25 protein-coding genes and 2 tRNA genes are annotated in these 21,805 nt (G+C 40.4%); 19 read left to right on the top strand and 8 right to left on the bottom strand.

Going from position 1 to position 21,805, the window contains the following annotated elements; translation table 11 throughout:
- Positions 1-294: 294 nt before the first annotated feature.
- From rpsF to alr, 9 genes are all read left to right on the top strand, one after another.
- The gene (gene rpsF, locus HC000_RS12095) at positions 295-636 is read left to right on the top strand and encodes a 30S ribosomal protein S6 (RefSeq protein WP_011329092.1); all 342 of its coding nucleotides are present in this window, start codon (positions 295-297) and stop codon (positions 634-636) included.
- A gap of 44 nt (positions 637-680) precedes the next feature.
- A complete protein-coding gene (gene priB / locus HC000_RS12100) occupies positions 681-998 on the top strand; it encodes a primosomal replication protein N (protein ID WP_041454555.1) in 318 nt (105 codons plus the stop codon).
- Between the two features lie 12 nt (positions 999-1,010).
- Positions 1,011-1,238: a 30S ribosomal protein S18 gene (gene rpsR / locus HC000_RS12105; protein WP_002962753.1), complete on the top strand. Its 228-nt coding sequence runs from the start codon at positions 1,011-1,013 to the stop codon at positions 1,236-1,238.
- Positions 1,239-1,274: 36 nt separating this feature from the next.
- On the top strand, positions 1,275-1,727 hold the full coding sequence (gene rplI / locus HC000_RS12110; protein WP_011329089.1) for a 50S ribosomal protein L9: 453 nt from the start codon (positions 1,275-1,277) through the stop codon (positions 1,725-1,727).
- Positions 1,728-1,956: 229 nt separating this feature from the next.
- Positions 1,957-2,505 carry a sigma-70 family RNA polymerase sigma factor gene (locus HC000_RS12115; protein ID WP_179807775.1) on the top strand — a complete coding sequence of 183 codons (549 nt, stop codon included), beginning with the start codon at positions 1,957-1,959 and terminating at the stop codon, positions 2,503-2,505.
- Positions 2,492-2,977 (top strand): hypothetical protein, encoded by a 486-nt coding sequence (locus tag HC000_RS12120; protein WP_179807776.1) that lies wholly within the window; start codon positions 2,492-2,494, stop codon positions 2,975-2,977. Before HC000_RS12115 ends, HC000_RS12120 begins: the two co-directional genes overlap by 14 nt.
- A 9-nt stretch (positions 2,978-2,986) precedes the next feature.
- A complete protein-coding gene (locus tag HC000_RS12125; protein ID WP_179807777.1) occupies positions 2,987-3,925 on the top strand; it encodes a DUF4097 family beta strand repeat-containing protein in 939 nt (312 codons plus the stop codon).
- A gap of 114 nt (positions 3,926-4,039) precedes the next feature.
- Positions 4,040-5,419, top strand: coding sequence for a replicative DNA helicase (gene dnaB / locus HC000_RS12130; RefSeq protein WP_041454554.1), 1,380 nt, complete (start codon positions 4,040-4,042; stop codon positions 5,417-5,419).
- Positions 5,419-6,498, top strand: coding sequence for an alanine racemase (gene alr / locus HC000_RS12135; protein WP_041454553.1), 1,080 nt, complete (start codon positions 5,419-5,421; stop codon positions 6,496-6,498). Before dnaB ends, alr begins: the two co-directional genes overlap by 1 nt.
- Before the next feature lie 13 nt (positions 6,499-6,511).
- Here alr and HC000_RS12140 read toward each other — a convergent pair whose 3' ends face one another.
- Entirely contained in the window at positions 6,512-6,751 is a 240-nt protein-coding gene (locus HC000_RS12140; RefSeq protein WP_011329083.1) for a DUF2960 domain-containing protein, read from the bottom strand.
- A gap of 95 nt (positions 6,752-6,846) precedes the next feature.
- On the opposite strand from HC000_RS12140, the gene HC000_RS12145 reads away from it, so the two are divergent.
- Genes HC000_RS12145 through HC000_RS12155 form a run of 3 tightly spaced genes read left to right on the top strand, consistent with a single transcriptional unit; the run spans position 6,847 to position 8,592 of the window.
- Complete coding sequence (locus HC000_RS12145; RefSeq protein WP_011329082.1) at positions 6,847-7,098, top strand: hypothetical protein; 252 nt, start codon at positions 6,847-6,849, stop codon at positions 7,096-7,098.
- 36 nt (positions 7,099-7,134) lie between these two features.
- The gene (gene pnuC / locus HC000_RS12150; RefSeq protein ID WP_179807778.1) at positions 7,135-7,758 is read left to right on the top strand and encodes a nicotinamide riboside transporter PnuC; all 624 of its coding nucleotides are present in this window, start codon (positions 7,135-7,137) and stop codon (positions 7,756-7,758) included.
- Positions 7,759-7,761: 3 nt separating this feature from the next.
- Positions 7,762-8,592 (top strand): phosphotransferase, encoded by an 831-nt coding sequence (locus HC000_RS12155; protein ID WP_179807779.1) that lies wholly within the window; start codon positions 7,762-7,764, stop codon positions 8,590-8,592.
- Here HC000_RS12155 and HC000_RS12160 read toward each other — a convergent pair.
- A complete protein-coding gene (locus HC000_RS12160; protein WP_086997802.1) occupies positions 8,589-8,771 on the bottom strand; it encodes a helix-turn-helix domain-containing protein in 183 nt (60 codons plus the stop codon). The genes HC000_RS12155 and HC000_RS12160 overlap by 4 nt on opposite strands.
- Before the next feature lie 245 nt (positions 8,772-9,016).
- On the opposite strand from HC000_RS12160, the gene HC000_RS12165 reads away from it, so the two are divergent.
- From HC000_RS12165 to HC000_RS12175, 3 genes are all read left to right on the top strand, one after another.
- Positions 9,017-9,091: transfer RNA gene (locus HC000_RS12165), tRNA-Arg, on the top strand.
- A 58-nt stretch (positions 9,092-9,149) separates the two neighbouring features.
- Positions 9,150-9,371, top strand: coding sequence for a Rho-binding antiterminator (locus HC000_RS12170; protein ID WP_179807780.1), 222 nt, complete (start codon positions 9,150-9,152; stop codon positions 9,369-9,371).
- A gap of 105 nt (positions 9,372-9,476) precedes the next feature.
- Positions 9,477-10,700, top strand: a complete 1,224-nt coding sequence (locus HC000_RS12175) for an HD domain-containing phosphohydrolase (protein ID WP_179807781.1) — start codon at positions 9,477-9,479, stop codon at positions 10,698-10,700.
- On the opposite strand, the gene HC000_RS18570 is transcribed toward HC000_RS12175, so the two are convergent.
- Positions 10,660-10,983 carry a hypothetical protein gene (locus tag HC000_RS18570; RefSeq protein ID WP_346010172.1) on the bottom strand — a complete coding sequence of 108 codons (324 nt, stop codon included), beginning with the start codon at positions 10,981-10,983 and terminating at the stop codon, positions 10,660-10,662. The two genes, HC000_RS12175 and HC000_RS18570, sit on opposite strands and share 41 nt — an antisense overlap.
- 283 nt (positions 10,984-11,266) lie before the next feature.
- Here HC000_RS18570 and HC000_RS12180 point away from each other — a divergent pair, with 283 nt between their 5' ends.
- Positions 11,267-12,568, top strand: a complete 1,302-nt coding sequence (locus HC000_RS12180; protein WP_179807782.1) for an outer membrane protein transport protein — start codon at positions 11,267-11,269, stop codon at positions 12,566-12,568.
- A gap of 133 nt (positions 12,569-12,701) precedes the next feature.
- Here HC000_RS12180 and HC000_RS12185 read toward each other — a convergent pair whose 3' ends face one another.
- From HC000_RS12185 to pepA, 3 genes are all read right to left on the bottom strand, one after another.
- A complete protein-coding gene (locus HC000_RS12185; RefSeq protein ID WP_179807783.1) occupies positions 12,702-15,557 on the bottom strand; it encodes a valine--tRNA ligase in 2,856 nt (951 codons plus the stop codon).
- 60 nt (positions 15,558-15,617) lie between these two features.
- The gene (locus tag HC000_RS12190) at positions 15,618-16,064 is read right to left on the bottom strand and encodes a DNA polymerase III subunit chi (RefSeq protein WP_179807784.1); all 447 of its coding nucleotides are present in this window, start codon (positions 16,062-16,064) and stop codon (positions 15,618-15,620) included.
- Between the two features lie 151 nt (positions 16,065-16,215).
- Complete coding sequence (pepA, locus tag HC000_RS12195) at positions 16,216-17,727, bottom strand: leucyl aminopeptidase (RefSeq protein ID WP_058374053.1); 1,512 nt, start codon at positions 17,725-17,727, stop codon at positions 16,216-16,218.
- 304 nt (positions 17,728-18,031) lie between these two features.
- On the opposite strand from pepA, the gene lptF reads away from it, so the two are divergent.
- Positions 18,032-19,144: an LPS export ABC transporter permease LptF gene (gene lptF, locus HC000_RS12200; protein ID WP_179807785.1), complete on the top strand. Its 1,113-nt coding sequence runs from the start codon at positions 18,032-18,034 to the stop codon at positions 19,142-19,144.
- Complete coding sequence (lptG, locus tag HC000_RS12205) at positions 19,141-20,208, top strand: LPS export ABC transporter permease LptG (RefSeq protein ID WP_179807786.1); 1,068 nt, start codon at positions 19,141-19,143, stop codon at positions 20,206-20,208. The genes lptF and lptG overlap by 4 nt, the downstream gene beginning before the upstream one ends.
- A 111-nt stretch (positions 20,209-20,319) precedes the next feature.
- On the opposite strand, the gene HC000_RS12210 is transcribed toward lptG, so the two are convergent.
- Complete coding sequence (locus HC000_RS12210) at positions 20,320-20,814, bottom strand: RDD family protein (protein ID WP_179807787.1); 495 nt, start codon at positions 20,812-20,814, stop codon at positions 20,320-20,322.
- A gap of 272 nt (positions 20,815-21,086) precedes the next feature.
- Here HC000_RS12210 and HC000_RS12215 point away from each other — a divergent pair.
- Positions 21,087-21,171: transfer RNA gene (locus HC000_RS12215), tRNA-Leu, on the top strand.
- Positions 21,172-21,301: 130 nt separating this feature from the next.
- Here the strand turns inward: HC000_RS12215 and HC000_RS12220 are convergent.
- Positions 21,302-21,805: transposase (locus HC000_RS12220; protein ID WP_179807788.1), on the bottom strand; the 504-nt coding region annotated here is incomplete at its 5' end.

Consider the following 21,805-nt stretch of genomic DNA (forward strand, 5'->3'; position numbering starts at 1 on the left):
TTAGACCTTGGTCGGCTAAAAGCTGAGCAAGGTGGTTGTTTTTTAGTTTGTTTTGCAGGGCCTAATTACGACTTAATACATAGCAAGCTAATTGAAATTGTTATGTTTTTATAAAAAACGTCAATTAAACTCTATTTGTACGGCTTTTTCTTTATTTTCGATAGAAAACTGGCTTGCTTAATTATCAAACTAAGCGTAAAATGCGCGCTCATTTCGGCTTTTAAACTATTAATTCCTTGCCTTAAACCGACCGGCCGAAACGGTAGAAGGCTCTATTAACCGTAAGGAATATCCATGCGTCATTACGAAATCGTATTCATGGTTCACCCTGATCAGAGTGAGCAAGTAACTGGTATGATCGAACGCTATACTGGTTCTATCACTGAAGCTGGTGGTGTTATCCACCGTCTTGAAGACTGGGGCCGTCGTCAACTGGCTTACCCAATCAACAAGCTTCATAAAGCTCATTATGTTCTTATGAACGTTGAAGCACCAACTGAAGTAATCAGCGAGCTAGAAACTACTTTCCGCTACAACGATGCAGTGCTTCGTAACTTAGTTATGCGTACTAAAAACGCGGTAACTGAAGCGTCTCCTCTTGTAAGAGAAGAGAAGAAAGAAGCACCAGCTGCTTAATTGTTTTGAGTCCTAGCATGGCGTTTAACTGGTGATGAATATAAATGGTTAGCCCTTTTATGAATCAACTGGTTTTATCTGGGGTAGTTTGTAAAACTCCCAAGTTAAGCCAAAGTCCTGCTGGTATACCGCATTGTATTTTTGTTATTGAACATAAATCAATGCAAACAGAAGCAGATCTTAACCGTAATAGTTACGTTCGGCTTCAAGTGGTTGCCAGTGGAAAACAAATGCAACAACAGACTCAACATTTGCACGTTGGGCAGGCATTGCAAGTGAGTGGTTTTTTAAATCGCCACGAAGGTCGTAACGGCCTTAGCCAATTGGTTTTGCATGCTCAGCATATCGAAAGAATTATTTGAGGAATTAATCTCATGGCACGTTATTTCAGACGTCGTAAGTTTTGCCGCTTTAAAGCGGAAGGCGTACAACAAATCGATTACAAAGATCTAGCTACTCTTAGAAACTATGTTACAGAAAGTGGCAAAATCGTACCTAGCCGTATCACAGGTACTAGCGCTAAATATCAGCGCCAGCTAGCAACTGCTATTAAGCGTGCTCGCTACTTAGCCCTTCTTCCATACACTGACTTACATAAGTAAGCAGCGGATTAACACGTTTTTAAAAGGTGTAGAAACATGCAAGTTATTCTACTAGATAAGATCGCTAACCTAGGTGGCCTAGGTGACCAGGTTGTTGTTAAATCTGGCTTCGCACGTAACTTCCTTTTCCCGCAAGGTAAGGCAGTTCCTGCAACTAAAGCAAACATTGAAACATTTGATGCTCGTCGCGCAGAACTTGAAGCGAAAATCGCTGATCAGTTAGTTGCTGCACAAGCACGCGCTGACAAACTTGAAGCATTAGCAGAAGTTACATTAGTATCTAAAGCTGGTGACGAAGGTAAATTATTTGGTTCAATCGGTACTCGTGACATCGCTGACGCTATCTCAGCTGTTGGTGTTGAAGTTGCTAAGTCTGAAGTTCGTCTACCTCTAGGTACTATCCGTGAGACTGGCGAATTTGACGTATCAATCGCAGTACATTCAGAAGTAACGGCTACTATTAAAGTAATCGTTATTGCTGAAGCTTAATTTTTAATTAAGCAAAAAAAAGCCGTGCTATTTAGCGCGGCTTTTTTGTGCCTAAAATTTAGCAAACGGTAGAACTAACACCACGGTTTATAAACCAGCTCTAAATCTTTTTTCCTTTTTGTAATTATTTTTTCATTTCATTTAAACCTTTTCAAACTGTTATTACGTCTAACTTATCAATACACTTAAACGCTAACCCAATAATTATAATTTAAAGGCGACATTACGGATGTTACACGTTAAACCCGAACAGTCGCAATTGTGCGAAGCAGCACTCATTAAGCGTGTTAAGTCGGGGGATCAAGCTGCATACACACTACTTTATGAGCTACACATAAAGCGGGTATACGGGCTATGTTTACGTTTATTAGCTGATCAGTCGCATGCAGAGGATGCAGCCCAAGAAGTGTTTGTACAGGTGTGGCAAAAAATAGCGCAGTTTGATGGGCGATCGCAGTTTTCTACTTGGCTTTACAGCGTAGCGAGTAATGTTGCTATTAATTACTTACGCAAACAAAAAAATTGGCTGCAAAAAGTGGTAAGTATTGAGCACAGCGGGATGGATGAGCAATCAGCTAACGACTGTAAAGGATTAAATGGCTTAGATAAATTAATAGTAAGGCTTCCTGAGCGAGCACGTATGGTATTTGTGCTGTTTGCCATTGAAGGTTACAGGCACGAGGAAATAGCTGAGCAATTAGGTATGGCTGTTGGCTCAAGTAAGTCGCAATATCATCGTGCTAGGCAGTTATTACAAGAGTGGTATGAAAATGAGTAAAGTAAATTTTGACGACTACTTAAACGAGTCACTCAACACACTTGATAAAGACATAACGCCACGCAAAAATTTATGGCCAGGGGTTGAGCGAGCGATTATTAATGCTGAGCGAGCTACACAAAAACACACGACTATTTGGCCAAAGTTAACGGCAGTAGCCGCATGCAGTGTTGCGGCTTTAATTGCAGTAAACATTATTTTTATAACGCCTGAACCAAAGCCTGTAGTGGCAATAAGTGATTACTTTTTGGCGCAAAAAAATAGTTTGTTAGTTGCGTATAAAAATCAAGACGCACTTACCAGTAATTGGCAAGTGCAATTGCAAGAGCTCGAAGAAGCTGAGTTAGCTATAAAGCAGGTTCTTGAAAACGAACCACAAAACCAAGCGCTATTAACTATGTTAGCGCAAATATATCAACAACAACTTGATTTGATTAATAAGGTGCACGCACCTCGTTGGCAGCATATTTAGGAGCATAACATGAAAGCGATTTTACTAGGGTTGAGCTTATTTCCACTAGCGGTATTAGCGGGTGAAAAAATAGATAAGCAAATAGAAGTAGCTAATGGTGGCACTATTTATATTGAAAACCAACGCGGCGATATAAACATAAGGGGCTGGGATAAAAGCGAATTTAAAGTATCGGGCGAACTTGACGACAAAGCAGATGGCTATGAGCTTAAAACCAGTGGTGATAAAACCCAGTTTATTGTAAACATGCCACGTAATACGGATTGGGGTAACAGTGGTGATGGTTCAAAGTTAACTATATTTATGCCCAAAAGTAGCACGCTTGAGTTTGCTGGTGTAAACGTGTCGGTAACAGCAAAAGAGCTACAAAACAGTGCAGAAATAGATGTGGTTAATGGTGAAATAAGCGCAAGTAATTTAGCGGGCAATATTAAACTTACCAGTGTTAATGGCGATGTAAAGGCACAGAACCTAAGTGGTAATATTGCATTTGAAACCGTAAATGGCGAAATTAACGATAAAAATTCAAGCGGGAAGTTACGTTTTAGCGCCGTAAATGGCGATATTAAATCAAACTCAACAGCAAGCGATGTACGCCTGGAAAACGTAAATGGCGATATAGACTTTACTTTATCGAGCATTAAAAACTTACGAATTAATACCGTTAATGGTGAGGCCGAAGTACATATTAAAGAGCTATTAAAGGGCGCAGATGTTCGTTTTGAGTCGGTAAGTGGCGATGGCGAGTTTTACTTTGCGGCAGATGTATCGGCTAAGTTTGAAATTGAAGCGCATGCGAATGGCAAAATAATTAATAAAGTGACTAGTGATAAAGTCAGTAAAGCTAAATATGGCCCTTCCAGTAGTTTAAAATTTAGTATTAATGGCGGTAATGCTAACGTTGAAATGAATACAATTAGCGGGCGACTCGAACTTCACACTAAATAACATTCGCTACAGTCCATGATTACAAAAAGCAGGAAAAGATTTCCTGCTTTTCTATTTGCACAGCCCCTGCAAGTAGATAGAATAGGCACCATTGTATTTTAGTACTGTGAAGTCATGGCCAAACGAGATAAGCAAGTCGATACCCTTAAAGTTCCTCCCCATTCAATAGAAGCAGAACAATCTGTTTTAGGTGGCTTAATGCTTGATAACCAAGCATTTGACCGCGTAGCAGAGCTTGTTGTATCACAGGATTTTTATACCCGCACGCATAAGCTTATTTTTGAAGCGATGACAACGCTTGCTGAAATTGGCGATCCGATCGATTTAATTACTATTTCAGAGAGCCTAGAAAAAAATAATAAATTAGCAGGAATTGGTGGTTTTGCTTATTTAGCCGAAATTGCTAAAAACACCCCAAGTGCCGCTAATATTGATGCTTACGCAAGTATTGTGCGCGAACGTGCTGTGGTACGTGAAATGATTGGTGTAGCAAATGAAATTGCCGAAGCCGGTTTTAATACCGAAGGGCGCACCAGCCACGACCTACTCGATTTTGCCGAGAGCAAAGTATTTAAAATTGCTGAGCAACGCACAAAAAACAATGAAGGCCCGCAAAGCATTCATAGTATCCTCGAAAAAACCGTTGATAAAATAGAAGAGCTTTATCAATCACCACAAGATGGTGTTACGGGTGTAAGTACCGGCTATGCCGACCTTGATAAAATGACCACAGGCTTACAGCCATCTGACTTAATTATTGTTGCAGCGCGTCCTTCAATGGGTAAAACCACTTTTGCGATGAACCTTGCAGAACACGCTGCAATGACCCAAGACAAGCCTGTGCTAATTTACTCACTAGAGATGCCTTCTGAACAAATTATGATGAGGATGTTAGCGTCTCTTGGGCGTATTAACCAAACTAAGGTACGTACTGGTCAGTTAGATGATGACGATTGGGCACGACTTTCATCAACCATGGGCTTGTTGATGGAAAAAGGTAAAATGTACGTTGATGATGCCTCTGGCTTAACACCTACCGATGTACGCTCTCGTGCACGACGTATTGCCCGCGATCATGGCGGGATTAGCATGATCATGGTCGATTACTTGCAATTAATGCGTGTACCTAGCCTTGCTGATAACCGAACGCTTGAAATTGCCGAAATATCACGTTCACTTAAAGCATTGGCAAAAGAGCTAAAATGTCCGGTTGTTGCACTTTCGCAGCTAAACCGTACGCTTGAGCAACGTGCCGATAAACGCCCAATTAACTCAGATTTACGTGAGTCGGGCTCTATTGAGCAAGATGCCGATTTAATCATGTTTATTTACCGTGATGAAGTGTACAACGAAGACAGTACCGATAAAGGTATTGCCGAAATAATTATAGGTAAGCAACGTAACGGCCCTATTGGTAAAGTACGTTTAACTTTCCAAGGTCAATTTTCTCGCTTTGATAATTATGCGGGGCCAGCAGTAGATGACGATTATTAATGCGCCTAGCTATAGCCGAAATTAACTTAACAGCACTTGCGCACAATCTTGCGCAAGTTAAGAGCTTTGCGCCTAATAGCAAAGTAATGGCCGTGCTAAAAGCCAACGCCTACGGGCATGGCTTAGTAACCATAGCGCAGCACTTAAACGATGCCGATGCATTTGCTGTGGCACGTATAGATGAAGCGCTGGCATTGCGTGCTGGCGGTTTAACTAAACCAATTGTATTGTTAGAAGGCTTTTTTGATGAAGCCGATTTACCCATTTTATTAGCTAATAATTTTCAAACCATTATTCATGACGAAAACCAATTAGCGGCACTGGAAAATGCGCAGCTTGAGGCCCCTATAAACTGCTGGTTAAAAATAAATACCGGCATGCACAGATTAGGCATTGCACCAGAGCAATTTGATGAGTTTTATAATCGCTTACAAAAAACAGCTAATGCGAATAATACGGTTAATTTAATGACTCACTTTTCGTGCGCGGATGATGTTGATAGCAGCAAAACAATGCAACAAATAGCCTTGTTTAATCGCCTGGCAGAAAACGTTGAACAGGCACATTGTTTATCAAACTCTGCCGGTATTTTAGCTTGGCCAAGTGGCCACGGTGATTGGGTGCGCCCAGGATTAATGCTTTATGGTGTATCGCCTATGGCAAATACCACAGGTAAAACGTACCAATTAGAACCGGTTATGCGCTTAACCACAAAAGTAATTGCAGTGCGTAATGTAGCTGCCCATGAAGCGGTGGGTTACAGCGGGCGTTGGCAAAGTGATAAGCCAACCCAATTAGCGGTTGTTGCTATGGGCTATGGTGATGGTTATCCGCGCCATGCGAGAGCGGGCACTCCGGTAATAATAAATAAGCAGCGTTATGGTATTGTAGGTAGCGTAGCTATGGATATGATCACCTTAGATATAGGCAATAATACGCATAATATTAAAGTAGGTGACGAGGTAACTATGTGGGGACCTGAACTACCAGTAGAAGAAATAGCCCAGTGCGCCGATACTATACCTTACGAGTTATTGTGTAATATTACACCAAGGGTAAGCTATCAGTATCAGCGTTAAACTGCTGGTACTATTACTCTTTTATAAAGTAAATATCGCTAAAGCCCATGCGGGCAAACTCTTGATCGCGAAAGTTACGCACCGACGCTGAGCCTTTCGAAGTCATTTCGATTTGCTGTACCATAGATAAGTAATTAGTAAGATCGATACCTTCAGCGGCGGCAATTGCCTGATACATGTCGTGGTATTTATCTTTAGCGAAATTAATTTCGCGCGGTTGGTTTTTAAATGTATAGGTTATTCTGCGTGCCATATTAAGCTCATTTCGATTGCGAATTAGGGTGATTTTACACTGTATTGAATCACCATTGAATGATTTTTTTAAATGAAATAATAAAGAGATAAAAAATGAAATTAACAGTAGAGATCAGCAAGTACCCACTTCATCAAGACTATATCCCGTTTATAAAAGGCTTTATAGATCGCTTAAACGAGTACGATAATTTAAAAGTAATTACTAATACCTTATCAACGCAAATATTTGGTGATTACGATTTAGTAATGCAAGTGTTAAGTACCGAAATTAAACGCTCGTATGAAGAGTTTGGTAAAGCTATTTTTGTATGTAAATTTCTATCTGGCGATTTGTCTCCACAATAACGGCTAATATATATTAGTAACACGGAACCACACAATATGGACTTTTTAACACAAACCTTAAGCGGTTTTACAGCAATGTCGCATTGGGAATATATTGCAGTGGGGCTGTCTATGGCTTATTTATTATTAGCAATAAAAGAGAGCTTATGGTGTTGGCCAGCCGCTTTTTTTAGCACCCTTATTTATACTATTATGTATTGGAATGGTGCATTGTTAATGGAGTCGTTACTGCACTTTTATTATATGTACATGGCGGTGTTTGGCTGGCTAGTATGGCGTAAAGGCAAAGCTAACAACGATAGTTTAAGCATTACCTCATGGTCAATGAATCGTCATGTAACATTGATTATAGTGACCAGCATAGTTGCTCTTGCTATTGGTCACTTTATGACAAATTACACCCATGCAGACTTTGCTTACCTTGATAGCTTTACAACCTGTTTTGCAGTAGTTACCACTTACTTAGTGGCAAAAAAAGTACTCGAAAATTGGCTGTATTGGATTGTAATAGACGCCGCGTCTATGTATTTATATTACGAAAAAGGCTACTACCCAACGCTCGCGCTCTTTATTTTTTACACCATAGTGGCTGCGTGGGGTTTTAAAACCTGGTACGAAGAGTACGAGCAAAAACAAGCTAAACCTATAGCGCAACTCTAGTATATGACAGTTAATAATCATCTTAATAAAAGTCAGTTAGTTAAAATATGCAGTGCGTTTATAGAGCCCCAAAGCATTGTTACATGTGAGCGACTGTTAAATGGTTTAAGCAACGACAATTTTTTAATACGTACACAGCAGCAAGCTTATTTATTAAAGCGTTATAAAGATCATTGGCCAAGTAATGCTTTGGTAGCACAGCATGTTTTTAGTAATTACAACGTGTGCCCAGCGCCTATCTGGCTTGATGAGGCAAATAAGTATGCTGCTTTTGACTATATTGAGGGTGAAACTGCCAGTTTTATTTCTTCTTCTTTAGTGAATAAGCTTGCAGTAGTGCACAACTACAGTGCGACAATAGATGCTATGAATATCGCACAAGAGCTATTGTTTTATCAGCAATCTGAAATTTATAAACAATATCAACCGCACATTAAAATAGCATTAAATACAGTTGCAAACATGCCACTAAATACCGGCTTTTGTCATAATGATTTAGTTAAAGAAAATATAATAGTAAATACTGCTGATATGTATTTAATTGATTTTGAATACGCTAAAACTAACGATGTATATTTTGACTTAGCGGCGTTGGCTGTTAGCTTTAAACTGAATGAAAAGCAGCAAACTGAGCTACTATATAACTATAAAAAACAGTACGATAAAGAGCACAAACAAGAAGGTGAACAGTTTTACTTTTCGATAAGTAAGCTCAATTGTTATAAATTATTTTTTTTAGTATTAAGTTTAGGCTGGTATGAGCAACGCGCTATAAACAGTAAAGAAGCTGAATTACGCGCGCAGCTTAACGAGTTAATTGTGACTGACTATTAAAGTCCGCCAAAGCGCTCTGCTAGTAGTTTATATTTAGTAACCTCATCAGTATCAAACTGTGGATCACCGTTAGTGTCTTCAGATTTACTCATTAATAAGCTTTCGCGGGCAAGGCGTTTAACACGCTCTGTTTTTACCCCTAAAAACTCAGCAACTTGCTCAGTAGACATTAAATTCATAGTTACTTCCTAAATAAAATTAAAGTGTATAGCTATAATACTAATTTAAATGTAACTGAAACGTTACTGTTATTTTTTTAATATCAATAAATAATGACTTTTAAGTATGGCGCGAAATCTTTTATTTAAAAGTGTTTAAATAATGGCCATGTAAACGAATGACGCTAGCAATTACCCGTAGATGTCTTTATCATTACGCATGCCAAAGCATTGATATCGCGAGTTGATGTGGCGGCAACAAATGTGCTCTCGTGGTGAAATGGATATCACGTGGCCCTCCGGAGGCTGAGTTGTAGGTTCGATCCCTACCGAGAGCGCCATTTGCATTCCTCTAATACACTTGCTAACTTTTAGTATTATCCTTTAAAAATATTCATTATGACTTACCTACCAATTAAATGTGGCGATTACGATCAGCTTGAGCTTTATTGTATGCGTGCAAATAAAGTAGCTATTACATTAGATACCCAAATTTTAGTGGGGGTTGCTAAAGCCTTAGAGAGCATTAAAGACGAAGGCGAGTTTTTATCACTGCAAGAGCCAACAAATGAAATAATAAAAATACGGCTAGATAAAATTAAAACGATTTCACTTGCATAGTTTTATAGCTATTTATCACTAGTAAAAACTTTAAAAGTAGACATTTAAGGTTGAAAAGTGCTATTTAGGGTATATATCCCTTAATTTTAGAAAAATCACATTTTTATGCTAGTTACCTTGCCTATATCAGAGCTTATCCCCGGTATGTATGTTGATAGTGTTGTTAAGCAACATGAGAGTATCGACAGCATAAAAATTAAAACCAGTGGCTTGGTGAAAAACCCTTCTATTGTTAAACGCCTAATTGTAGAAGGAGTGCTTGAACTTTTAATTGATTTTGAAAAAAGTGATGTGAGTGTACCTAGTAAATACAGGAATAAAGAAAAGTCACAAGGTAAATCAGAAGTAGCTAATGAGGTAAAGCCAGAAAAAGATAAGTTAACGATAACCGTTCAGCAGGAGTTTATTAAAGTAAATGTAGTTTATGATCAACATAACCGTAAGCTGCAAGCTATATATAGTGATTTAACATCGGGTTTAACACTAAATATAAACACACTAAAGGAAATAGTTGACGATATAGTTAGTTCAGTATTTCGTAATCAGCATGCATTGACCATTCTTACTCGCATTCAAGATAAGCACAGTTACAATTGGCGACATATGATTAACTGTGCTATTTTTTCTGCCGTTTTCGCTAAATATTTAGGGTATAAAAAATCGATAGTACAAGAGTTCGCTATGGGAGCTTTACTACATGATTTAGGCCAAGCAAAGTTACCACAAGGGATTTTTTCAAAAAATACCACTGTGTCTGGAAGTGAAGCCATTGTAATTAAAAAGCATGTTGCACAAAGTTTAGGCCTAATTAAAGGAGAAAAAGGAATAACGTCATTAATGATGGACATGATAGTAAACCATCACGAACGGTTAGATGGTTCTGGCTACCCACGTGGTATAAGTGCTGATAAGCTAAGTCGTCCTGCTCGTATAATGGCAATTGTAGATGTATACGACGCGATAACAGCTGATAGGCCTCATCAAGATGGTGACGAGCCAATTAATGCACTGCGTTATTTACTTGCCAATAAGCAGCTGTTTGATGCTGAATTAGTGCAGCTATTTATTAAGTGCTTGGGAGTACACCCGGTAGGCACTATTGTAAAGCTGACCAATGAACGCTTAGCACTAGTACTTGAAGGAAATAACCTTAACCCAATTAAACCTAAGGTTAAGTTATTTTATAATGCGAAACATGGCCATCATGTTACGCCAAAAGATATTGATTTGAGTGAAGCTAGTCAAAAACTTAAAATTATTGCTAGTGTTAAACCCCTTGATTATCAGATTAACTTATCTCGTTTATTAAAAGAGCATTTACTTTTATAGTGTTAGTACATTTTCGTTTTTGGCTTTGTTTAGCCGAAATAAACGCACCTAAAAAACAACTTGCCATTAATGTTAACCACAATAAAGTACCAAGCTCTACATGCAGTGCTAAACAGCAAAATGTTAGCGAGATTAATGCACAAGTAATAGCACCCAACCAAAAGTGATTAACGGGATTGTCACACTGCCCAGCACGCGTGCATGCACAATAGTTTGCTTTATAAAAACAAAATACACTTGCGCCACAAAAAATAAGCCCAGCCAAAATAAGTAAAATGCTCACCGTTTTCCCTCATTATAGTTTTATAGAGAGTGTAAATTGCAGCGCATCCCAAGTCAATCCAAATGAGAATCAATTACAATTAGAGCTTGTACTCTAATAGCACACTTCTAGTCCGATGAGTTTTAATAAGTTGTTAAATGGTCGTTAAAAAACGTGTTTTTTACTGTTTTTTGACGTGTTTGTAGAGTTTTTTATAAAAAATTAATGTAGTGTGATCAGGTTTGAAATCCTAATAACAACACACATAGCTACCCGAACAATAAGTTTGGTTAAGGAAACAACAATGAAATTTACTAAAACTCTAATCGCCGCGTCGCTGGTACTTGTTTCAGCAGATAGTTTTGCTGCAGCATTTCAGTTATCTGAGCAAAATGCCTCAGGACTCGGTCGCGCCTATGCAGGTGAAGCTTCAATCGCAGACGATGCGTCTGTAGTCGCTCGTAACCCAGCATTAATGTCACTATTTAAAGAAAAACAAATATCAGTGGCGGGTATTGCTGTACTTCCAGATGTAAGCTTAAAAGGCGAGGGTGCTCCAGCGGGGGTTCCGGCATCAGCATTAAATGATGACAGCATTGCCCCTAATGCAATTGTACCTGCGGGTTACTTTACCATGCCAGTTAACGATAAAGTGTCTGTTGGCTTTGGTGCGTTTTCTAACTTTGGTTTAGCTACAGAGTTTAGTGATGATTATGCAGCTGGTCGTTTAGCGGGCGAAACTGAAATCGTTACTGTTAATATGAACGTCAGTGCATCGTACAAAGTGAACGAGCAGTTTAGTGTTGGTTTAGGTTTAAACGCTATTTACGCTGAAGCAAAGATTATTCGTAATTGGGGTGATCATACACCTGCAAATGTTCAAGCAGGAATCGATCAGCTTACTCAAGCGGGCATTTTACCACAAGATTATTCTATCCCAGCAGAAACTCAAGCGGTTCATTTAGAAGGTGATGACTACGGTTTTGGCTGGAATATTGGTGCTATGTACCAACTAGATGCAAACAGTCGTTTTGGTTTTAATTACCGCAGCGAAACTGATATTACCTTTGAGGGTGAGTTTTCAAGCCAGTTACCGTTAGTATTTGGTGGTACAAATGGTGCGTCAATACCTGGTAGTGTTGAAATCACGTTACCAGCAATTGCTGAATTCTCGGGTTCTCATCAGTTAGATGAAAAAATGGGCTTACACTACAGTGTAATGTGGACAGGTTGGAGCAGCTTCGACAAGCTAGAAGCTGATGTAGGTGCCCCAACGCCAGCATTTTCTAAAGAAGAGAACTTCTCAGACTCAATGCGTTATGCAATAGGCGGTGACTACCAGTTAAACGAAGACTTATTATTACGTGCCGGTGTTGCGTTTGATGAGTCACCAGCTGATAAAAACCATATGTCGATTTCTATTCCAGATACAGACCGCTTTTGGTTCTCGTTTGGTGGTAACTACGCAATTGATCAACATTCAGACTTGGATTTAGGTGTGAGTGTACTACGTGGTAAAACACAAAACTTTACTGAAGATGGCTTTTCGTTTGAATCAAAAGGTCATGCATTGCTAGTTGGTGCTCAGTACAACTATAAGTTTTAATACTTGCTTAGAGCTTAGAGCTTAGAGCTTAGAGCTTAGAGCTTAGAGACACAAAAAAGCCGCGCTATGAAATTACATAGCGCGGCTTTTTAATGCCTATAAAAATGTTCCGGGCTAATGCCCGGAAACTAAATTATAAGCTTTCTATTTTTGCTTTTTGCTCAAGTAGCTTGGTTTTAGCATCGCTAAACTCAGCTAGTTTGGCATTTTCTTTAGCAAGTACAGCTTCAGGTGCGTTGTTAACAAACTTTTCGTTAGCGAGTTTGTTTTGCACTTGTGCTAGGCCTTTTTCGGCTTTTTCGAGTTGTTTATTAATACGTGAAAGCTCGGCTTCTACGTCAATTAAACCCGCCATTGGGATCATAATTTCAAGATTACCAACATAAGATGCTGCACACGCAGGCGCATCATCTTTATTTTCAAGCATGGTGAACTCTTCAATTTTTGCAAGTGATGCTAAAAATGAGTTGTTCTCCTCAATGCGGCGCACGTCGTCGCTCGAAGCATTTGCAAGTAGTACACTAAGCGGCTTACTTGGGCTAATGTCCATTTCACCACGAATGTTACGAATTGCTAAAATGAATTGTTTAACCCATTCTAAATCGTCCATTGCTTTAGCATCAACGCTAGCTGCATTATAAACAGGGAATGCTTGTACCATAATACTGGTGTTCTCTGTTTCAAGGCCTGCAAGTGGTGCTACACGCTGCCAAATAGTTTCGGTGATGTATGGCATCATTGGGTGCATTAAACGCAACAAGCTTTCAAGTATGGTAATTAGTGTATTACGTGTACCACGTTGCTGCTCTTCACTGCCTTTAAATAATACCGGCTTAGTTAGCTCTAAGTACCAATCGCAAAATTGGTGCCAAGTAAACTCGTACAGCGTGTTAGCAGCTAAGTCAAAGCGGTAATTATCTAAATGCTCAGTATAACTTTTAACAGTTGACTCAAATTGACCTAAAATCCAGCGATCGGCTAACGACAACTCTTTTTGTGCATCGGTTGCAAAACCACAATCTTGCTCTTCTGTGTTCATTAATACGTAACGACTCGCGTTCCATAGTTTGTTACAGAAGTTACGGTAACCTTCAAGGCGGTTCATGTCCCAGTTAATATCGCGACCGGTAGAGGCCATTGCTGCAAGCGTAAAGCGAAGGGCGTCGGTGCCGTGTGCTTCAATGCCGCCAGCGAATACTTTGCGGGTATCTTTTTCGATTTTAGCCGCTAATTTTGGCTGCATCATGTTACCAGTACGCTTTTGTACTAATTCTTCAAGTTCAATGCCGTCAATCATGTCCAGTGGGTCAAGTACGTTACCTTTTGACTTAGACATTTTATCGCCGTTGTCGTCACGTATTAAACCAGTTACATACACGGTTTTAAACGGCACTTGTGGTTTGCCATTTTCGTCTTTTATAAAGTGCAGCGTCATCATGATCATGCGTGCAACCCAGAAGAAAATAATATCAAAACCAGTTACCAGCACGTCAGACGGGTGGAAGGTTTTTAAATCATCAGTGTTTGCAGGCCAACCTTGAGTTGAGAACGTCCAAAGCGCTGATGAGAACCAGGTATCTAGTACGTCTTCGTCTTGGCTAAGTGTTATGCTATCTGCAATGTTATTTTCGCGGCGTACTTCAGCTTCATCGCGACCAACAAATACGTTGCCTTCGCTGTCGTACCAAGCTGGAATACGGTGGCCCCACCAAAGCTGGCGTGAAATACACCAATCTTGTACGTCGTTCATCCACGAAAAGTACATGTTTTCGTATTGCTTAGGTACAAATTGAATGTCGCCGTTTTTAACCGCTTCTTTAGCTGGTTCTGCAAGTGGTGCAACGCGTACATACCATTGGTCGGTAAGTAGTGGCTCAATTACCACACCTGAGCGATCGCCGTAAGGAACGGTTAAACCATGATCTTCAATTTTTTCAAGTAAGCCTAGTTCTTCAAATTCAGCTATAATCGCTTTACGCGCAGCAAAACGGTCAAGCCCGTGTAGGCGCTCAGGAATTGGTGCATCAAACTCAAGTTCTTTACCGTCAAAGCTGTAAGTTTCGCCTTGAGTAAGAATAGCGGCGTCTTTATCGAAAATGTTGATCATCGGCATTTTGTGACGCTTGCCTACTTCATTATCGTTAAAGTCGTGCGCTGGGGTTATTTTTACACAACCCGTGCCTTTATCTTTATCGGCATGTTCATCGGCTACAATTTTAATACGGCGATTAACAATGGGTAATAAAATCTCTTTACCAATTAAATCTAAGTAGCGTTCGTCATCAGGGTTTACTGCAACGCCCGAGTCGCCCAGCATGGTTTCTGGACGAGTTGTTGCTACTACTATGTAGTCTTTACCGTCTTGTGTTTTAACGCCGTCGGCCAGTGGGTAACGTAAGTTCCACATGTGGCCTTGCTTGTCTTTATTTTCAACTTCAAGATCAGAAATAGCAGTGTGTAATTTAGGATCCCAGTTTACTAGGCGTTTGCCACGGTAAATTAGGTTTTCTTTGTGCAGGCGTACAAACACTTCTTTAACGGCTTCAGACAGGCCATCGTCCATGGTAAAGCGTTCGCGAGCCCAATCAACCGATGCGCCAAGGCGACGAAGTTGCTTAGTGATTGTGCCGCCCGATTCTTTTTTCCATTCCCAGATTTTATTAATAAAATCTTCGCGGCCTAAATCGTGGCGTGTTTTGCCTTCCTCAGCATGCAGTTTACGCTCAACCAACATTTGCGTTGCAATACCTGCGTGGTCAGTACCTACTTGCCATAATGTATTGTTACCTTGCATACGTTTAAAGCGCGTTAAGGTATCCATTATGGTGTCTTGGAAAGCGTGGCCCATGTGTAAGCTACCAGTGACATTTGGCGGCGGGATCATAATTGAATACGGGACGCCTTGGCCAGATGGTTTAAAGTAGCCTTTTTCTTCCCAGCCTTGGTATAGAGACTGTTCAATATCTTGCGGATTGTAGGTTTTATCCATTACACAGAACCTTAAATAAGTACTTAAATTAGTTGGTTAGCTATTTTACTAAAAGTGTTTTTAGTTATTAATATCTTGCGTGGTGATGTTGGCACCGAGTTGGCGTAGCTTTTTAAAACGCTCGCGAGCTGCTTGTTTAGCAACGGCTTCTACGGGTACAAAATCAAAAACTTGGTTAAAGCGGCGAATAAAATCCGGTAAGTTATTAGCCAAGTTAATTAAAACTTTACGATTGCCAACAGGGGGCGTAGTACCAATTTCTACCGGTGCGCCGCCTTTTGGGCCTTCACCTTGTAGGTTGTGAGGTACAAAACTGTCGGGATCAAATGCCCAAAGTGTTTCATCAATGGCAAAGGCGGTATTTTCGTTATCTACACAAATAAATACACGTTGGCCAAGCCGATACTGATCAGCGGCAATTTGAGCCGCCAAAGCAAAATGATCATCAGGCTTAGCCAGCGACTCACCTTGTTGCTTTAGAACGAAAAATTGGGCGTTCATGTTCATTGTATCGGGGTTTCCCATGACATTGAATGTGTAGCTAGTTAATACACATAAATTAAGAGGCTGATTTTGCCATATAACGGGTTTTGCTTCAATTAATACCCAAATAAATAAGGCGCCAAACGGCGCCTTATTAAGTAGCTAAGCGGTATGCTTAATCTTGAGCGGCTTCGCTTACGCCGGCTCTGTTTAATAAATATTGAGTAAGCATAGGAACAGGACGGCCTGTTGCGCCTTTTTTAGCGCCACTGCGCCATGCTGTGCCTGCAATATCTAAATGTGCCCAGTTGTACTTTTTAGTAAACTTAGATAAAAAACACGCTGCGGTAATAGTACCAGCTGCACGGCCCCCTAAGTTAGTAAAGTCGGCAAATGGGCTCTCTAGTTGGTCTTGATAGTCGTCCCATAGCGGTAGTTGCCATGCACGGTCGCCACTTTGCTCCGATGCTTTTAATAACTCATGCGCAAGTGGGTTATGATTAGAGAGTAAACCGGTTGCATGTGCGCCTAGTGCTACAATACAAGCACCTGTTAATGTGGCTACATCAATAACGGTTTCTGGCTCAAAACGCTCTACATAGGTTAGTGCATCACATAATACTAAGCGGCCTTCGGCATCAGTATTTAATACTTCAACGGTTTGCCCCGACATAGTGGTTAAAATGTCACCTGGGCGATATGCATTTGGCCCCGGCATATTTTCGCAGCCGGCTAAAATACCAATCACATTAATAGGTAACTGCATTTGTGCCAGTGCACGCATTGCACCAATAACACCTGCAGCACCGCCCATGTCGTATTTCATTTCGTCCATGCCTTCGCCAGGTTTTAATGAAATACCGCCCGAATCGAAGGTTAAGCCTTTACCAACTAATACGATAGGAGCTTGATCGTCTGCGCCACCTTTGTAGTTAATTACCGACATAACCGATTCGTTCACACTACCGCGACCAACAGCTAAGTAAGAGTTCATACCTAGCTCAGCCATTTGCTCTTCGCCGATTAGATCAACGGTAATGTTGTCAAAATTAGTTGCTAGTTGTTGTGCTTGCTCGCCTAAATACGCAGGGTTACAAATGTTAGGTGGCATATTTGCTACGTCTTTACACAGCTTACTACCAGCTGCAATAGCCAAACCATGCTCAATAGCGCTTTCGCCTATAGTTAGCTCGCGACGCGTTGGTACATTAAACACCATTTTACGCAGTGGACGACGTGGGTCTACTGTTTTACTTTTTAGTTGATTAAAGGTGTATAAACAATCTTGAGTGGTTTCTACCGCTTGGCGTACTTTCCAGTAGGTATCGCGACCTTTAACGTGTTGCTCTGTTAAAAAGCATACCGCTTCCATAGAGCCGGTGTCGTTTAAGGTATTTATTGTTTTAGAAATAATTTGCTTATATTGCTTATCGTCAAGCTCGCGCTCTTTACCACACCCTACAAGCAATATGCGCTCGCTTAAAATATTAGGTACATGGTGCAATAATAAAACTTGGCCCGGCTTTCCTTCTAGGTCACCTCGGCGAAGTAAATTTGAGATATAACCATCACTGATTTTATCGAGTTGTTCACCAATGGGGGATAACCGACGAGGCTCGTATACACCAACTACAATACATGCGCTACGTTGTTTTTCTGGGCTACCACTTTTTACGTTAAATTCCATTGTCACTCCTGATTTTGAGTCATCTTTAGAAGCCAAGCAGAAACTAAAAATATTTTTAGTTTTATATACCTAAATTATTTAGGTGTAGCTCTAATCTTAGCTGATTTTGCCCGACTCTTACTGTGTAATTGAACTTTATCTGCTTAAGGGTCACTAATGCAACATTATATCGTGTTGTTAGGTAGGATAATTAATTTTCATGGCTTATAATATTAGATCTATGCTCGGCAAGGCTGAGTAAAATCATGATTAACTATAAACGTTCACTATTGCAGTGACACACCATGTTTAACAGGGGCGACTATTGCTTATTTTTCGTTATTTGACTGCTGAGGTTTTAAAATCGCAGGTCGCCGTATTTTTAACTTTGATGACCATTTTTTTGTCGCAAAAGTTAGTTAGTATTTTAGGCGATGCCTCTGAGGGCAGTATTCCTGCTAAATTAGTGCTGTCGATGATCGCACTTAAATTGCCGCAGTTAGCCTCGTTAATTTTACCGTTGAGTATATTTTTAGGCATAATTTTGGCCTACAGCCGTATCTACGCCGATAGCGAAATGACCGTGCTTAAAGCCTGTGGTGTAAGTGAATGGTATGTGGTTAGAGTGACGCTTATATCAAGTGTGGGGTTGGCTATTTTAGCCGCCGCGCTCACTATGCATGTAGCCCCTTGGGCAAGCGAGCAAGAGTACCAATTAAAAGAGCAAGCTAAAGCCGATGCAGGATTGTCGGCATTAAGAGCTGGTCGCTTTCAGCAAACCGGTAACGAAAAAGCCGTGGTGTTTATTCATAACATTGAAAACGGTGGAAAAGAGCTTAATAAAGTATTTGTAGCGCAACTCCCCGATAGCGAAAAAGACAACCTTGCACGCCTAGTTTATGCAGAGCAAGGAGTTGTAATTGAAGCGCAAAATGGCGAACAACAACTCGTTCTTAGCGACGGCAAACGCTATGAAACTGATGGCTTAACGCCTGCGCTCAATTTAACCGAGTTTGACGGTTATAGTGTACAAATACGTGAGCAAGAAATAGAGCACCAACGTCGTAAATTAGAAGCAATTCCTACTAATCAATTGTTGGCACTTAATACTCCAGAGGCTACCGCGCAGTGGCAATGGCGTATTGCTATACCACTTTCTATTCCTCTGCTGACACTATTAGCAGTACCGTTAAGTGTGGTTAACCCACGCCAAGGTAAATTTGCTAAGTTAGTGCCCGCAATTAGCTTGTACTTAGGTTATTTTATTTTACTAAACGCTGCTAAATTTGCTGTTGAAGATGGCAAAATACCTCCCTCTATTGGCCTTTGGTGGATTCACTTAAGTGCCTTATTTATTGGCGGACTATTAATAATTAAAGGGCGACCACTTGGCGCTTGGCTTAAAGCGATAATTACTAAGCGGGAGTTAGGCGCATGATGAAAACCCTTGATTGGTATTTAGGTCGCAGCATTTTACAAACCACCGGCTTTGCATTATTGGTACTGGTAGGCATTAGCACCTTAATTAAATTTATCGACCAGTTAAAGTCAGTTGGCCGTGGTAGTTACGACTTAATGACCGCGATGCTCTACACGCTTTACACAATACCGGGCGATTTGGTGGTGTTTTTTCCGATGGCCGCGCTCATTGGTGGCTTAACTGGTTTAGGGGCACTTGCCTCAAACAGCGAGCTGGTGGTAATGCATGCAGCAGGTATGTCGCGCTTACAAATTATAAGCTCGGTAATGAAAACCGCCGTATTTATGGCGCTATGTATGATGGCGTTAGGCGAGTGGGGAGTACCCGAGGCGCAATTACACGCTAAAGAAATGCGTAACCAGGCAATTCATGGTGGCGATGTTTTTAATGCGCAAAAAGGCGTGTGGGCAAAAGACGGTAATAATTTTATTAATATAGAAGATGTAGATCAAAATGGTAAATTAAATGGTGTGCATATGTATCACTTTGATCAGTCGCTATCGCTTACACAAATAACAAAAGCAAAAGATGCGCTAAGTCGCGAAAACGGCTGGTTACTGCGCGGCGTCAATAAAGTAAAAATAAGTGATGAGCTTATTACTACAGAGCAAGTGCCTGAGGAGTTTTACCCATCACAACTTACTGCTGAAAAGCTGGGTGTGGTGTCGGTTAAACCTGAGTCGCTGTCGTTTACTGGGTTATGGTCTTACTTAGGCTATTTAGAGCAAAACGATCAAGATACCAGCACCTATGAACTCGCGCTTTGGCGCAAACTTATGCAGCCAATATCTATCGCCGTAATGTTGCTAGTTGCACTGTCGTTTATATTTGGCCCGCTGCGTACCGTCACTATGGGCGCACGTATAATAATGGGCGTAGTTACGGGTATAGTGTTTCACCTAACTAACGAAATATTTGGTCCTGTGGTTATGGTGTATCAAATACCTGCGTTTATTGGTGCTGTAGTGCCTAGCATTATATTTACCGGCTTTGCTACCTACTTAATGAATAAACGCGCATAAAACTAGTTATAAAATGGGTAGTTACAAGATACCTTGAAACAAAAAAGCGTGGCTACTTTATAAAAGTGCCACGCTTTTTTGTGCTTATAAATTACAGTATATTACTTTTAATTAATCAAGCTCACGGTAAATACGCTTGTTTTCTTCTTTGGTGAGTGCAATAACCTCAGTTTTAGAAAGATAATCTTGTAAAGCTTTTTTATTTTTAAAATCAACCAATACCACTAAATTACCTAAACCAAGTAATGCGCTAACGCTGCGAACAATTGCTTGCGGCCAGCTAATAAGTTGCCCATCTAGAGTTTGTACTTTTAAGCGCCATGCGCGCATGCCAATGGTTTGCCCGCTTTTAGTCCAAAAATAAGTAAAAAAGAATACGTTTACTCCAACAAACAACGCACTTCTAATACCAGAGAGTAACGTGGAGTCTTGTATTAAAGCAGCAGGATCGTCAGTTTTAACTATCATATCTAAAGACGTTAGTAGCTGAATGACTGCAAAGTAGAGTATGGCAGTAAGCATAGATAAAGAAATTACGACCAAGGCATCATAAATTAACGACGCCAAACGACGCCAAAAGCCAGCTCGTGGAAATTCATTCAACATAAATATACTCTCACTATTAATATGCGCGCTAGTTTAGCAAATAGGCTGGTAAATACTACCTCTTCAGTAAGGCATTAAAGCGCTGCGCAGAGTTAAATGTTAATGGTTGCTTAATTGTTAAGCGGTTGATTGTACTTATGTCATAAAACGCTTGCCGCTACCTTTATTGATTGTATAATGCTTAGCATAGAGACGAAGGCAGTTTTATAAACCTAAGCTCTAAAGTGGTTTTTCTTTATCTTCTGGTATTTAGAAGGTTAAAGAAAAATTATGCCAGCGTGATGAAATTGGTATACATGGGGGATTCAAAATCCCCTGCTGAAAGGCGTGCCGGTTCGAGTCCGGCCGCTGGTACCACTTTTTATAGCCCCGATCAAATTGGTCGGGGTTTTTTTATGCCTACGAAAAGTGCAAACGGACACAACCCGCCGGACTCGAGCGGCACGCGGGAGTGCCGCTGTTATAAGTTAAAGTCCGGCCGCTGGTACTAATGCCAGTCAGTTAACACTGACTGGCTTTTTTTATAGGGATATTTAGATGGTTTCTTTTTCACACATCGTGGAAAGCTGCGCTCATGACGCCTTGTTGGTAACTGAAATAGCGTCAGCGTTTCTAATAAATGCTCATAGTGTTTTGGTAAATTTCCCGGACTTGTCAGTGGGATAGTTAACAGAAATACATTGATATGTCTTGAACAATGAGAAAAACTCAGTTGATTTGGCCATACTTTCAGTAACTCTGCTGCCTCACGCATGGCTATTCTTATAATATTGTAGGCAATTAGTAACCCCCACAATTCTTGCCTTATCATACCCGGCCTTTTTGAGCGTAGGATATAGCTTGAGTGCAGCATCGTTTGTTTTATTTCTCGATATCCTATTTCTATTTCCCAGCGATGCATGTACAAATCAGCGATTTCTTTTGATGGGTAACGCATTACATCAAGCATTGATGTAAGAATCTGATACTGCTTATTATTATGCGTGTAAGT

This window comes from Pseudoalteromonas sp. MIP2626, from assembly GCF_013414205.1.
In the GTDB taxonomy this organism is placed as follows: Bacteria; Pseudomonadota; Gammaproteobacteria; order Enterobacterales; family Alteromonadaceae; genus Pseudoalteromonas; species Pseudoalteromonas nigrifaciens.

Bases quoted from the DNA above. Each gene is read 5' to 3' on its own strand.
- HC000_RS12145 (WP_011329082.1), top strand. From the start codon at position 6,847: ATGAAATTAACAGTAGAGATCAGCAAGTACCCACTTCATCAAGACTAT.
- dnaB (WP_041454554.1), top strand. From the start codon at position 4,040: ATGGCCAAACGAGATAAGCAAGTCGATACCCTTAAAGTTCCTCCCCAT.
- HC000_RS12140 (WP_011329083.1), bottom strand. From the start codon at position 6,751: ATGGCACGCAGAATAACCTATACATTTAAAAACCAACCGCGCGAAATT.
- rplI (WP_011329089.1), top strand. From the start codon at position 1,275: ATGCAAGTTATTCTACTAGATAAGATCGCTAACCTAGGTGGCCTAGGT.
- rpsF (WP_011329092.1), top strand. From the start codon at position 295: ATGCGTCATTACGAAATCGTATTCATGGTTCACCCTGATCAGAGTGAG.
- rpsR (WP_002962753.1), top strand. From the start codon at position 1,011: ATGGCACGTTATTTCAGACGTCGTAAGTTTTGCCGCTTTAAAGCGGAA.
- HC000_RS12160 (WP_086997802.1), bottom strand. From the start codon at position 8,771: ATGAATTTAATGTCTACTGAGCAAGTTGCTGAGTTTTTAGGGGTAAAA.
- alr (WP_041454553.1), top strand. From the start codon at position 5,419: ATGCGCCTAGCTATAGCCGAAATTAACTTAACAGCACTTGCGCACAAT.
- HC000_RS12180 (WP_179807782.1), top strand. From the start codon at position 11,267: ATGAAATTTACTAAAACTCTAATCGCCGCGTCGCTGGTACTTGTTTCA.
- HC000_RS12190 (WP_179807784.1), bottom strand. From the start codon at position 16,064: ATGAACATGAACGCCCAATTTTTCGTTCTAAAGCAACAAGGTGAGTCG.
- HC000_RS12210 (WP_179807787.1), bottom strand. From the start codon at position 20,814: ATGTTGAATGAATTTCCACGAGCTGGCTTTTGGCGTCGTTTGGCGTCG.
- HC000_RS12155 (WP_179807779.1), top strand. From the start codon at position 7,762: ATGACAGTTAATAATCATCTTAATAAAAGTCAGTTAGTTAAAATATGC.
- lptG (WP_179807786.1), top strand. From the start codon at position 19,141: ATGATGAAAACCCTTGATTGGTATTTAGGTCGCAGCATTTTACAAACC.
- HC000_RS12120 (WP_179807776.1), top strand. From the start codon at position 2,492: ATGAAAATGAGTAAAGTAAATTTTGACGACTACTTAAACGAGTCACTC.
- pepA (WP_058374053.1), bottom strand. From the start codon at position 17,727: ATGGAATTTAACGTAAAAAGTGGTAGCCCAGAAAAACAACGTAGCGCA.
- HC000_RS12185 (WP_179807783.1), bottom strand. From the start codon at position 15,557: ATGGATAAAACCTACAATCCGCAAGATATTGAACAGTCTCTATACCAA.
- HC000_RS12175 (WP_179807781.1), top strand. From the start codon at position 9,477: ATGCTAGTTACCTTGCCTATATCAGAGCTTATCCCCGGTATGTATGTT.
- pnuC (WP_179807778.1), top strand. From the start codon at position 7,135: ATGGACTTTTTAACACAAACCTTAAGCGGTTTTACAGCAATGTCGCAT.
- HC000_RS12115 (WP_179807775.1), top strand. From the start codon at position 1,957: ATGTTACACGTTAAACCCGAACAGTCGCAATTGTGCGAAGCAGCACTC.
- HC000_RS12170 (WP_179807780.1), top strand. From the start codon at position 9,150: ATGACTTACCTACCAATTAAATGTGGCGATTACGATCAGCTTGAGCTT.
- HC000_RS12125 (WP_179807777.1), top strand. From the start codon at position 2,987: ATGAAAGCGATTTTACTAGGGTTGAGCTTATTTCCACTAGCGGTATTA.
- priB (WP_041454555.1), top strand. From the start codon at position 681: ATGGTTAGCCCTTTTATGAATCAACTGGTTTTATCTGGGGTAGTTTGT.